At 72.4% G+C, this 12,329-nt stretch carries 12 protein-coding genes; 9 read left to right on the top strand and 3 right to left on the bottom strand.

All coding sequences use genetic code 11. The features are described from left to right. Positions 1–2: 2 nt before the first annotated feature. From GC092_RS14940 to GC092_RS14930, 3 genes are read right to left on the bottom strand one after another with little or no spacing between them, the layout of a single operon-like run. Positions 3–992 carry a CU044_5270 family protein gene (locus tag GC092_RS14940; RefSeq protein WP_324012975.1) on the bottom strand — a complete coding sequence of 330 codons (990 nt, stop codon included), beginning with the start codon at positions 990–992 and terminating at the stop codon, positions 3–5. A gap of 5 nt (positions 993–997) precedes the next feature. After that, positions 998–1,579 carry an RNA polymerase sigma factor gene (locus GC092_RS14935; protein WP_324012973.1) on the bottom strand — a complete coding sequence of 194 codons (582 nt, stop codon included), beginning with the start codon at positions 1,577–1,579 and terminating at the stop codon, positions 998–1,000. Between the two features lie 5 nt (positions 1,580–1,584). Further along, the gene (locus GC092_RS14930) at positions 1,585–2,517 is read right to left on the bottom strand and encodes a hypothetical protein (RefSeq protein ID WP_324012972.1); all 933 of its coding nucleotides are present in this window, start codon (positions 2,515–2,517) and stop codon (positions 1,585–1,587) included. Between the two features lie 250 nt (positions 2,518–2,767). On the opposite strand from GC092_RS14930, the gene GC092_RS14925 reads away from it, so the two are divergent. The 9 genes from GC092_RS14925 to GC092_RS14885 all read left to right on the top strand — a co-directional run bounded on the left by GC092_RS14925 (position 2,768) and on the right by GC092_RS14885 (position 12,275). After that, a complete protein-coding gene (locus GC092_RS14925) occupies positions 2,768–4,501 on the top strand; it encodes a dihydroxyacetone kinase family protein (protein ID WP_324012970.1) in 1,734 nt (577 codons plus the stop codon). A 25-nt stretch (positions 4,502–4,526) separates the two neighbouring features. Then, positions 4,527–4,982 carry a ribose-5-phosphate isomerase gene (locus tag GC092_RS14920; protein WP_374727757.1) on the top strand — a complete coding sequence of 152 codons (456 nt, stop codon included), beginning with the start codon at positions 4,527–4,529 and terminating at the stop codon, positions 4,980–4,982. A 3-nt stretch (positions 4,983–4,985) separates the two neighbouring features. Then, entirely contained in the window at positions 4,986–5,780 is a 795-nt protein-coding gene (locus tag GC092_RS14915; RefSeq protein ID WP_324012968.1) for a triose-phosphate isomerase family protein, read from the top strand. Positions 5,781–5,799: 19 nt separating this feature from the next. After that, on the top strand, positions 5,800–6,510 hold the full coding sequence (locus GC092_RS14910; protein ID WP_271173405.1) for a GntR family transcriptional regulator: 711 nt from the start codon (positions 5,800–5,802) through the stop codon (positions 6,508–6,510). 178 nt (positions 6,511–6,688) lie between these two features. After that, complete coding sequence (locus GC092_RS14905) at positions 6,689–7,645, top strand: sugar phosphate isomerase/epimerase family protein (RefSeq protein WP_271173406.1); 957 nt, start codon at positions 6,689–6,691, stop codon at positions 7,643–7,645. Continuing rightward, positions 7,642–8,619 carry a 3-hydroxyacyl-CoA dehydrogenase family protein gene (locus GC092_RS14900; RefSeq protein WP_324012965.1) on the top strand — a complete coding sequence of 326 codons (978 nt, stop codon included), beginning with the start codon at positions 7,642–7,644 and terminating at the stop codon, positions 8,617–8,619. The genes GC092_RS14905 and GC092_RS14900 overlap by 4 nt, the downstream gene beginning before the upstream one ends. Beyond that, complete coding sequence (locus GC092_RS14895; RefSeq protein ID WP_324012963.1) at positions 8,616–9,383, top strand: SDR family NAD(P)-dependent oxidoreductase; 768 nt, start codon at positions 8,616–8,618, stop codon at positions 9,381–9,383. Before GC092_RS14900 ends, GC092_RS14895 begins: the two co-directional genes overlap by 4 nt. Positions 9,384–9,559: 176 nt before the next feature. Continuing rightward, entirely contained in the window at positions 9,560–10,918 is a 1,359-nt protein-coding gene (locus tag GC092_RS14890; RefSeq protein ID WP_324012961.1) for an MFS transporter, read from the top strand. Between the two features lie 10 nt (positions 10,919–10,928). Then, complete coding sequence (locus GC092_RS14885) at positions 10,929–12,275, top strand: four-carbon acid sugar kinase family protein (RefSeq protein ID WP_324012958.1); 1,347 nt, start codon at positions 10,929–10,931, stop codon at positions 12,273–12,275. The last annotated feature ends 54 nt before the right edge of the window (positions 12,276–12,329 follow it).

Raw genomic sequence — 12,329 nt, 5'->3', positions numbered from 1 at the left:
CGTCAGTCCACGGGCGACGCGCCCCACGCCGTGTACTCGATCACGGTGTCGGCGGGCAGATCGAGTGTGTCGCTGCCGCCCCGGTACACGACGTCGGCCGCGATGAACTGGCGCGTGTCCTCGTCGAGCACGACGGTCACGTCGAACGCCGGCCGCTGCTCGGCGGTGACGGAGAGCGCGACGCCCTCGCGCCCGAGACGATCGGTCACCGAGCCGAGCAGGTCGACATCCCCCGTCCGCATCAGGAGCTCGAGAGCCGCGGCGGACTGCTCTCCGGACAGCATCCATTCGTCAAGGAGCGCGTCGACCGCACCCCACACCTGCAGGCCGTCCGCCTCCTCGGGCAGATATGCACGCTCCCTGAGGTACGCCGCGAGAGCGTCGGCGTCCGACGGGGGAGATTCGTAGAACCATCCCTCGTAGCTCGCCTCGTCCCACTCCTCGGCGGTCATGCCCTCCGCCGCGGGCGGAAGCGGGAACTCCTTCTCGACGACCTCGCCGTCCTCGATCGAGTAGGCGTCGCCGGGGACCGTCTCGAGGTGGCCGGTGCCGTCGTCGTCCCAGACCCAGCGCGCCCAGAAGGGGGCGATGACGCGCTCATCCGCGATCTCGGGGTCGTAGTGCCAGGTGACATGCCAGCCGCCGCGCTCTCCGGCCGTGCCCGCGGTCTCCAGTGCGGCGAGCGACTCGTCCACGACCTCGTCGAGGGATGCCGCGAGCGGCGCGGTCTCGAGCAGGGGCGGTGTCACCGCCACCGCGGGTGCGGGCGCCGCGACCTGGGCGGCGACGACAACCGCCGTCGCGAGCGCCATCGCCGCGAGCGGCGTGATCCAGGCCACGCGGATGGCCGTGCGCGACCGCCGAGGGCGGCTCGCGTCCATCGCGCGCTCGAGGCGCGCCCATTCCGCCGCGGTCGGCCGGGCATCCGCGCCCGAGGCCGCGGGATCCATCGCGCGGAGCCCTTCGGCGATCCGCTCATCCGTCCACTGCATGCCACTCACCTGCTCTCTGTCTGGCGGGGCTCGGCGGGTGCTGCGAGGCGGGAGCGGAGCGCGTCCCGCGCCCGGCTCAGCCGCTTCCATACCGCGGCCTCGCCGCATCCCAGCACCTTCGCGGCGTCTGCCGCGGAGAGTCCGTCCCAGTACACGAGCGCGAGGACCTCGCGCTCCTTCGGCCGCAGCCCCGCCATCGCGATGGCGAGCTCGGCGCTCTCGAAGCCGTCCGACCCGTCGGCGTGCCGGCCCGCCTCGAGGAGGTGCGCGGTCGCCGCGCGCTCCCTGTCGCGCTTCCGGTAGGCGTCGCCGATGCGGTTCCGTGCCGTGCGCAGCAGCCATGGCAGCTCGAACGGCGCCGCGGGGTCGAAGCGGCGCCACGCGATCTCGAAGCTGTCCATCGCGATCTCCCTCGCCTGCTCGCGGTCGTCGACGCGGCGCTCCGCGAAGCGGAGGACCGTGGCGAAGTGCGCGCGGAAGAGGCTCTCGAACGCGGCCCTCGCGCCATCCGCGGCGGTTCGCGCCGAGGCTCTCGCCGTGAGGGGGAGATCGCTCTCGGAGCCGAGATCGGCCGGCACGCTGCTCACGTCGGTCAGCCCTCGACGGTGTAGCCGTCGACGGCCGCCAGCATCTCCGTGCGGAGCTCCGACCAGCGGTCGCGCTGCGCGCGGATCTCGTCGGCGTGCTCGACGATGTAGGCGACCTGCGCCGTCCACTCCGCGTCGTAGCGCTCGGCGTTCCACCCGCTCGTCGCGCGGCAGGCAGCGTCGGCGGAGGCCAGTTCGATCTCGGCGGCCGTCGGCGCCGGCCAGGGGACGACGTCCTTGAGGCCCGTGAGGCCCCAGTCCTCCGCGTCGGCAGTCGTCGGCATGAGCGTCGGGTCGTCCGTGCGCCGCTCGAACCCGGCCTCGGCGAGGCACCGGGACCACGTCCTCGCCGCCGCCGCGACCTCCTCGTCCTCCGCGGCGCGCTCGGCCGCGAAGGTGAGACCGGGCGACAGGATCCCGTTGAGGATCTCGACCTCGATGCGCGACCAGTCGTGCTGCTCGCGGACGCCGTCGAGGCAGTCCTGGAAGGCCGTCTCGAACCCGGGGGTCGAGCCCGCGATCCGGTTCAGCAGCTGATGGGCCTCCTGGCCCGCGACGTCGACCTCGCCCGCCGTGTGGTACCCGTGCGCGTCAGCCCACTCCTGAGTGAGCGGGGCCCGGCCGTGCGTGCTCGCGTCGATCTCCGCGACGTCCTCCTCGGGGATCGGCCAGTCGAGGCCGGCTCCCTCGAGGCATGCCGCGACGAGCACGTTCTCGGCGTGGTTCCCGAGACCGCCCTCGACCCCGGGGAACAGGCTCGGCAGCGGCAGCCTCCAGGCGGCCAGGTCCCGCTCGGGCAGCTCGATGCCCTCGACCACGTCGCCGGGCTCGGCGCTTGCGGCGATCTCGGCCCCGTGCGCCGACGCGCACCCCGCCGCGAGCAGCGCGACCGCGCCCACCGCCACCGCGGCCATCCCGTGTCGCATCCGTGTCCTCATGCGCATGTCCTCTCGTTCCGACCGCGCGGTTCACGGGCGGTCATGGGGGAGGTTGTCGCAGGTGCGGGATCCTGACGCGATTCCCGAGACCGCGGGACCGTGAGCCCCTCCGCAGACATTCTGCGGGGCGAAGGGCGCCCCTGCCGGCGAGCCCATGCGCGGTGGTCGAGAGCAACGCTGGATGATGTGGAAAATATCCTATAGGATCGTGCTCGACCACGGATGACGACGTCCACGAGGAGGCGGCGCGATGACGCGACTGTTCAACGACCCTGCGGCGTTCGCCGACGAGATGACCGAGGGCTTCGCCGATGCGGCCGCGCGCTGGGTGCAGCGCGTGCCGGGCGGCGTGGTCCGCGCCACGGCGGCCGATGAGCCGACCGTCGCGCTCGTCGTCGGCGGCGGCAGCGGCCACTATCCGGCCTTCGGCGGCCTGGTCGGGCCCGGCCTGGCGCACGGAGCGGCCATGGGCAACCTGTTCGCCTCGCCCTCGGCGCAGCAGGTGTACTCGGTGGCCAAGGCCGCCGATCAGGGCCGCGGCGTCCTGCTGTCGTACGGCAACTACGCCGGCGACGTGCTGCACTTCACGCAGGCGCAGGACCGCCTGAACGCCGAGGGGCACGACGTGCGCACGGTGCTCGTGACCGACGACGTCTGGAGCGCCCCGGCCGATCAGCAGGAGAAGCGCCGCGGCATCGCCGGCGACCTCGTCGTGTTCAAGATCGCGGGCGCCGCGGCCGAGGCCGGCATGGACCTCGACGACGTCGAGCGCCTCGCCCGGCGCGCCAACGCCCGCACGCGCTCGTTCGGCGTCGCGTTCGGCGGGTGCACGATGCCGGGGGCCGACGCCCCGCTCTTCGAGGTGCCGAAGGGGCGGATGGCCGTGGGCCTCGGCATCCACGGCGAGCCAGGGATCGACGAGGTGGACATCCCGACGGCCGAGGGCCTGGCCGGGATGTTCGTCGCGAAGCTGCTCGAGGAGCTGCCCGACGGCGTGACCGTCGCCGGGTCGCGCGTGGTGCCGCTGCTGAACGGCCTCGGAAGCGTGAAGAGCGAGGAGCTCTTCGTCGTCTACCGCACCGTGCACCGCCTGCTCGACGAGGCGGGCGCGACCGTGGTCGAACCCGAGGTCGGCGAGCTCTGCACGAGCTTCGATATGGCGGGCTGCTCGCTCACCCTGCTCTGGCTGGACGACGAGCTCGAGCGCCTGTGGGCCGCTCCCGCCGACAGCCACGGGTACCGGAAGGGAGCGGTCGCTCCGCAGCGTCGCGTCGAGGTCCACGTCGACGAGGAGGAGGCGCAGCTGCCGATCGGCCCCGCGTCCGAGGCCTCGCGGGCCCTGGGCGACGTGATCGCGAGTGCCCTCGCCGATGTCGCGCAGGCCCTGGACGACGCCGCCGACGAGCTCGGCCGCATCGATCGGGTGGCCGGCGACGGCGACCACGGCATCGGCATGCAGCGCGGGTCGCATGCTGCTCGCGACGCCGGTCGCCGCGCGAGCGAGGCCGGCGCCGGCGCCCAGACGGTGCTCGCGCATGCCGCCGAGGCTTGGAGCGACAAGGCGGGCGGGACCTCGGGGGCGATCTGGGCCGAGATCCTGAAGACCGTCGGCACGGCCCTGACCGACGACGAGGCCGTCACCGCGCAGCGGGTCGCCGACGGCGTGCGCGCCGCGAGTGACGCCGTGCGGGCGTTCGGCAAGGCCGAGGTGGGTGACAAGACGATGGTCGACGCCATCGTGCCCTTCGCCGAGACGCTGAGCGCCGAGGTCGCCGCCGGCCGCCGCCTCGGCGACGCATGGGCCGCCGCGACCGACGCCGCCGAGGCGGCTGCCCGGTCGACCGCCGACCTCGTCGCGACGCTGGGCCGCGCTCGCTCGCACGGCGAGAAGTCGATCGGCACGCCCGACCCGGGCGCGGTGTCGTTCGCGCTCGTCTGCCGCACCGTCCACCGCGCCTTCGTCGACGCACCCGCGACGACGTGATCCCCACGAGACCGAAGGAGTGACCATGGCCCTGCGCCTCATCGTCGGCTGCGACGACGCCGGCTACCAGTACAAGGAGATCCTCAAGGGCGACCTCGAGGCGAGCGACCTCGTCGAGAGCGTCGCCGACGTCGGCGTCGACGCCGACGGGCACACCTCCTACCCCCGGATCGCGATCGAGGCGGCCGAGCGCATCGCGCGCGGCGAAGCCGACCGGGCCATCCTGATCTGCGGCACGGGGCTCGGCGTCGCGATCGCTGCCAACAAGGTCAAGGGCATCCGCGCCGTGACCGCGCACGACTCGTTCTCGGTCGAGCGCTCGATCCTGTCGAACAACGCGCAGGTGCTCTGCATGGGCCAGCGCGTGGTGGGCATCGAGCTGGCGCGCCGTCTCGCCGCGGAGTGGCTGACGTACACGTTCGACCCGTCCAGCGCGTCGAACGACAAGGTCAACGACATCTGCGCGTACGAGGGCGACTGAACCGTGGCGCGCTTCGTCGTCGGCGCGAGCCTGAAGGCCTACTTCGGTCGCGAGCGCACGATGACCTGGGCCCGCGCCGTGGATGAGCTGAGCCGAGCGCATCCCGCGGTGCGCTCGGGAGCGGTCGAGCCGTTCGCGGTCCCGGGCTTCCTGTCGATCGCGGAGGTCGCGGCGGTCGCCGCCGACGGGCCGCTGCGCGTCGGCGCGCAGGACGCGCACTGGGACGACGGCGCGTTCACGGGGGAGGTGTCGCCGCGGCAGCTCGCCGAGTTCGGGGTGAGCCTCGTCGAGGTCGGCCATGCCGAGCGGCGTCGCCACTTCGGCGAGACCGACGAGACCGTCGCGCGGAAGACGGACGCCATCCTCGCCGCGGGGTTGACGCCGCTCGTGTGCGTCGGGGAGGAGAGCGAGGGGTCACCGCAGGATGCGGCGCGTGCGGCCGTGCGGCAGCTCCAGGCGTCGCTCGCCCGCGCGCTCGCCGCAGGACGCGACGGGCGGGTGCTCGTGGCGTACGAGCCGGTCTGGGCGATCGGAGCGCCGGAGCCGGCGCCCGACGAGCACATCCGCGTCGTGTGCGCGGAGCTGCGCGCGGCGCTGCGGGCGATGGGGATGGCCGTCGATTCGGCCGTCCTCTACGGCGGGAGCGCCGGACCGGGGCTGCTCTCGCGCATCGGCGCGGCCGTCGACGGGCTCTTCCTCGGTCGCTTCGCACATGATCCCGAGGCGTTCGGCCGTATTCTCGACGAAGCGGGATCCCTCGCCCAGAGCGACGGGGTCCGGCGGCCGGGAACGGAGTGAGCACCGAGGAGGAGCACGCGTGAGCAGTCTGCCGCTGGGACGCGTCGTCGAGATCGAGCGGCGCGGTCTGCGAGACCGTGTCTACGATCTGATCCTCGAGATGCTGCTGACCGGCGAGGTCGAGCCGGGTGCGCGCCTGTCGATCGACTCGATGGCCCGCCTTCTCGACGTGTCGCCGACGCCCGTGCGGGAGGCGATGGTCCAGCTGGAGCGCACCGGCCTCGTGACCCGCGAGGCGCTGCGCGGCTACCGCGTGGCTCCTCCGCTCGCGCCCGAGGAGCTCGAGCAGCTGTTCGACGCGCGCCTGGTCATCGAGACGGCCGCTGCCGGGGGCGCCGTCAGGGGAGGCGCTGCCGCGGTGACCGCGCTGCGCGCAGCGCACGCGGGGCACGTCGACGCGGCCGAGGCGGTCATCGCCGCCCACGACGACGCGGGCGTGCCGCTCGAGGTGACGAAGGCCTATTTCGCCGCGGACGGCGAGTTCCATCGGCAGCTGTTCCTCGCGAACGGGAATCACTACCTGCTGGAGATGCACGACGGGCTCGGCGCCCTGACGCATCGGATGCGCCAGGCCGTCATGGGCGGGCCCGACGACGTCCGCGAGGCGGTCGCCGAGCACGAGACGATCCTCGACGCGGTCGAGCGCGGCGACGCCGAGGCGGCCGTCGCCTGCATGCGCGCGCACCTCGAGAAGGTGCGGGCGCGCTCCCTGCGCGACACCGACCGCTGATCCCGCGCGCACGGTCGCGCAGCCGCCGCGTCTGACGGCGGGGTCTCCGCTGATCCCTCGGATCCTCGGATCCTCGGATCCTCGGATCCTCGGATCCGCCCTTGACGCGTCCTAGCAAAGATCCTATAGGATCGATGATGCGCCGCCGATGGCGCGAGAACGCAACGGAGCACACCACATGGCGACTGCATACGAGTACACCCGCGAGGGATGGCCGATCGCGACCTGCCTGCACGGATTCCCCACGGTGGGGCGCGACGGCACGGCCCTGCACGACGCGGCCCCCGAGGTGTGGGACGACATGTTCGAGCAGATCGAGGAGGTCGGCTTCGACCTCGCCGAGCTCGCCGACAGTCACGTGCGCCCCGCCGATCTCGAGGCGAGCCGCCGCGACGAGCTCCTCGCGATCGCCCGATCGCACGGCGTGCGCATCCCCAGCGTGCACCTGCAGCGCCGGAGCGTGATCTGGCCGGGGCGCGAGGACGAGAACCTCGCGTACGCCCACCGCACGATCGACGCCGCGGCCGAGTGGGGCATGGACGTCTTCTCGACCGGCCTTCACCAGCCCTTCAGCGAGGCCCAGCGGGATGCGCTGTGGTTCTGGACCGCGCAGGGCCCGAAGGACCCGGATGACCCGGAGGTCTGGAAGGCGGCCGTGTCGCGTCTGCGGGAGCTGGGCCGGCACGCGGCCGAGGTCGGCCTGCAGATGTCGCTCGAGATGTACGAGGACACCTACGTCGGCACAGCCGACAGCGCCGTCCGGCTCATCGAGGACATCGGCCTCGACAACGTCGGCATCAATCCCGACATCGCGAACCTCATCCGCCTGCATCGCCCCATCGAGGACTGGCGCGAGATGTTCGCCAAGACGCTTCCGTACACGAACTACTGGCACGTCAAGAACTACACGCGCGACGAGGCGGGCGACGGATCGTGGGCCACGTCGGTCCCGACGAGCATGGAGCTCGGCCTCATCAACTACCGCCAGGTCGTGCGCGAGGCCATCAACGAGATCGGCTTCCGCGGCATCTTCCTCATGGAGCAGTACGGCGGCGACTCGCTCGGCGTCTGCGCCACGAACGCGCGATACCTCCGCACCCTCATCCCCCGCAACATCAAGGAGCGTCAGCAGTGACCACCATCGCCATCGTCGGATCGGGCTACATGGGCGGCGGCATCGCCCAGGTGCTCGCGCTCGCCGGCTACGACGTCCGCATCGCCGACGTCTCGGCGGAGATCGCCGCCGCCAACCTCGAGCGCCTCCTCACCGAGGCCGGGCAGTTCGTCGCAGACGGACTGTTCCCGGCGGACGCCGTCGAGCGGATCCAGGCGCGCCTCACGGCCGCCGCATCCATCGAGGAGGCCGTGGCGGGCGCCGACCTCATCGAGGAGGCCGTGCCCGAGAAGATCGAGATCAAGCACGCCACCCTGTCCCGCATCTCCGCCGCGGCCCGGCCCGACGCCGTCATCGGATCCAACACGTCGACGATCCTGATCGCGTCGCTCGCGACCGCCGTGGAGCATCCCGAGCGCTTCCTCGGGGTGCACTTCTCGAACCCCGCTCCGTTCATCCCGGGTGTCGAGATCATCCCCCACGAGGGCACCGACGAGGCCATCCTGCCGTTCGTCGAGGAGGTCGTGCGGGCCACGGGCAAGCAGACCGCGCGCGTGAAGGACTCGACGGGCTTCGTGCTCAACCGCCTCCAGTACGCGCTGTTCGCCGAGGCGTCGCAGCTCGTCGAGGAGGGCGTCGCGTCGGCCTCCGACGTCGACACGATCGTGCGCACGACGTTCGGCTTCCGCCTTCCGTTCTTCGGCCCGTTCGCGATCGCCGACATGGCCGGGCTCGACGTCTACGCCTTCTGCTACGAGTCGCTGCAGACCCGGTGGCCCGAGCGCTTCGCCACCCCGGCCGCCCTGCAGGAGCTCGTCGACGCCGGCAAGCTCGGCACGAAGTCGGGCGGGGGATTCCTCGACGTCCCCGCCGAGCGCACGCCCGAGCTGGTGGCCTACCGCAACAGGGCGTACGTCGCGATGCAGAAGCTGCTCGACGAGCTGGGCCCTGCCCCGATCGAACCCGCGGCGCAGGCCTCGGAGGTCGTCCGATGAGCGCGTTCCCGGCCGAGCGCACCGCGATCCTGACCGGCGCGGCGTCGCCGCGCGGCATCGGCCGCGCCACGGCGCACTACCTCGCCGAACGGGGCTGGAGCATCGGCATCATCGACCTCGACGAGGCGGCCGCGCAGGGCGTCGCCGACGAGATCGCCGAGCAGCACGGCGTCGCGGCCGCGGGAGCCGGGGCCGACGTCGCCGACGAGGCGCAGGTGCGCGCCGCCTTCGATGCGCTCGAGCCGCGGCTGCCGACTCTCGTCGCGCTCGTGAACCTCGCGGGCGTCTCGTCGCCGGATCCGTACCTCGAGGTCACGCCCGAGGAGTGGAACCGCGTCATCGCGATCAACCTCAACGGCGTGCACTACGCCACACGGCGGGCCGCGGAGACGATGACCGCGAACGGGCTCGGCCGCATCGTGAGCATGTCGTCGATCTCGGCACAGCGCGGCGGCGGCACGTTCTCGAAGACCGCGTACTCCGCGGCCAAGGCCGGGGTCATCGGCTTCACCCGATCGGTCGCGCGCGAGCTCGGGCGTCTCGGCGTGACCGTGAACGCGATCGCCCCTGGCCCCATCGACACCGACATCATGGGCGGCACCCTCACCGAGGAGCGGAAGACGGCCATGGCCGCCGACGGCGTGCTGCCCCGCATCGGCTCCCCTCGCGACATCGCCGCGGGCGTCGCCTACCTGATCAGCGAAGACGCCGGCTATGTGACGGGCCAGACCCTGAACATCGACGGCGGCACCTACATGCACTGAGGAGTCCTCCATGACCACCGGCAGCTGGAGCAAGTCCCGCCTGGCGTTCCTCGCCCTCGGCATCGTCCTCGTCGGCATCGGGGTCTGGCAGATCCTCGCGGTCTGACCCGCGCACCGACCACCTCGGCCCGACACCCCCAACCCGTCCGTAGCCATGCTCGAAGGAGAGTCCATCTATGGCTGACACCGCCACCCTGAGGACGGAGCCGCTCGCCAGCGCCGTCCGCAAGGCGACCCGGCACCTCATGCCGATGCTCGTCATCCTGTACTTCGTCGCGTTCCTCGACCGCACCAACGTCGGCTTCGCCGAGGCCGCGCTGCAGACCGACCGCGGCATCTCCGCGGGAGCGTTCGCGCTCGGCGCCGGCATCTTCTTCATCGGCTACGCGATCTTCGAGATCCCGTCGAACCTCGCGCTCAAGAGGTTCGGCGCCCGCTGGTGGCTCGCGCGGATCGCGATCACGTGGGGCCTCGTCGCGGCGGCGTTCGCGTTCACGACGAACGACACGATGTTCATCATCCTGCGGTTCCTGCTCGGCGTCACCGAGGCCGGGCTCTTCCCCGGCGTCATCATGTTCCTGGCCGAGTGGTTCCCGAACAAGGTGCGCGTGCGCATGTTCGCGATCTTCTACCTCGCTCAGCCGTTCTCGCAGATGCTCGGCGCTCCGCTCTCCGGCGGCCTGATCAGCTTCGGCGACCAGTACACGCCGTGGGCGGGCTGGCAGGTGATGTTCTTCAGCGAGGGCATGCTCGCGGTCATCGCCGGTGTGGCGGCGATCTTCCTGCTCATCGACACGCCGCAGAAGGCCAAGTGGCTGAACGACGACGAGAAGCGCGCCCTGACCGACGTCATGGCGCGTGAGGACGCTGTGCGCCAGGAGGACGGCCCGACCGGCATCTGGCGCGCGATGGCCAACTGGAAGGTCTGGTACTTCACGGTCATCTACTTCTGCCTGCAGATCGCGGTGTACGGCACCACCTTCTACCTGCCGCAGCAGGTGGCCGGGCTCCTGGGCCAGGACGTCGGATGGCAGGTCGGCCTCGTCACGGCGATCCCGTGGCTCGTGGGCCTGTTCGCCTGCTACTACTTCGGCAACAAGGCCGACACGGTGAGGCGCCGTCGCAACTGGGGCGCCACGTTCTACGTCCTCACGGGGGCGTTCATCGTCGGATCCGCGTGGGCGGGGGCGACGGACCAGCCGCTCCTCGGCATCCTCTTCATCACCGTCGCGGTCGCGAGCTTCCTCTCGGTGGGCCCGATCACGTGGTCCTTCCCGACGGCGTTCCTCACCGGCACCGCGGCCGCGGCCGGCATCGGCCTCATCAACTCGCTCGGCAACCTCGGCGGCTTCGTCGCCCCGCTCATGCGCACGGCCTTCAACGAGGCGATGCCGACCGAGAGCGGCGCCTGGGGCGTGGTCTCGCTCGGGGTGTTCGCGTTCCTCGCGGCCGCCATGATGCTCGGCACGCGCTTCTTCCGCGCGAAGGCCGACGACCTGCTCGACGACGCGCCCGCGCAGACCCCGGCCCACTGAGGAGGACCCCATGCCCCGCCCTGTCATCGTCCTCGACGACGACCCCACCGGCACGCAGACGATCCGCGGCGTCCCCGTCCTGACGCGGACGGACCCCGACGATCTGCGGTGGGCGTTCGATCAGGGCGGGGAGGGGTTCTTCATCCTCACCAACACCCGCAGCCTCGGACCCGCCGAGGCCGCGGAGCGCGTGGCCGGCGTGGCCGCCGCCGTTCGCGGAGTCGCGGCCGAGCTCGGCGTCGATCCCGTGTTCATGGCGCGCGGCGACTCGACCCTGCGCGGGCACTTCCCGCTCGAGACCGACGTGCTCGCGGCCTCCGAGCCGCGGCCCGTCGACGCCGTGCTGCTCGTCCCCGCCTACATCGACGCCGGGCGCATCACGGTCGACGGCGTGCACCTCGTCGTCGGCTCCGACGGCACGCGCACGCCCGTCGGCGAGACCGAGTTCGCGCGCGACGCGACGTTCGGCTTCCGCGAGTCGGCGCTGCCGCGCTGGGTCGAGGAGCAGACGGGCGGGCGCGTGCGCGCATCCGACGTCGCGCAGATCCGCCTGTCCGACATCCGCGAGGGCGGGCCGGATCGCGTGCGCACCATCCTCGACGAGGCGCGGGACGGGCGAGTCGTGGCCGTCGACGCCGAGCACGACGACGACCTGCGCGTCGTGGCGGAGGCGGTGCAGCGCGCGGAGGCGGACGGCCGGAGGCTCGTCTACCGGTCGGGGCCGTCCTTCGTGCGGGCGCGGCTCGGCCAGCGCGCGAGCAGCCCCGTGGCGGACCACGAGCTCGCGGCGCCGGAGGGCGGCGCACCAGGCGGGCTCGTGGTGGTCGGATCGCACGTCGCGATGACGACCCGCCAGCTCGAACGGCTGCTCGCGGACCGCGAGCTGCCGATCGTCGAGCTCGACGCGGCGCGCCCGTCGGACGCCGCGCACCGGCGCGCCCTCGCCGATGCGATCGTCGCGGCGCTCGAGCGCGGCACGGTCGTCTTCCGGACGAGCCGCGCCCTGCGGCGCGGCGACGACGCCGAGGGCAGCCTCGCGATCGCCCGCGAGGTGAGCGCCGCGGTCGTCGACGTCGTGAGCGAGGTGCTCGCGCGTCGGCAGCCCGCCTTCCTCGTCGCGAAGGGAGGCATCACGTCGTCCGACGTCGCGACCGAGGCGCTCGGGATGAGCCGCGCCGAGGTCGTGGGCACGGTGCTGCCCGGCATCGTCTCCGTGTGGCGCCCCGTCGACGGCCGCGCGCCGGGGCTGCCCTACGTCGTGTTCGCCGGCAACGTCGGCGGCGACGACGGCCTCGTGCACGTCGTCGACCGCCTCGAGCAGGCGACCGCGCGGACCGGCCGCCGCTCCGCGGGCTGAGCGGCGCACTCTACCGTGTCGATCGAACGCGATCGGGAACTCTCCGGACACCGT

It is taken from the genome of Microbacterium sp. JZ37 (assembly GCF_035188445.1).
Classification (GTDB): domain Bacteria; phylum Actinomycetota; class Actinomycetes; order Actinomycetales; family Microbacteriaceae; genus Microbacterium; species Microbacterium barkeri.
This window is presented reverse-complemented; position numbering and strand designations above follow the sequence as displayed.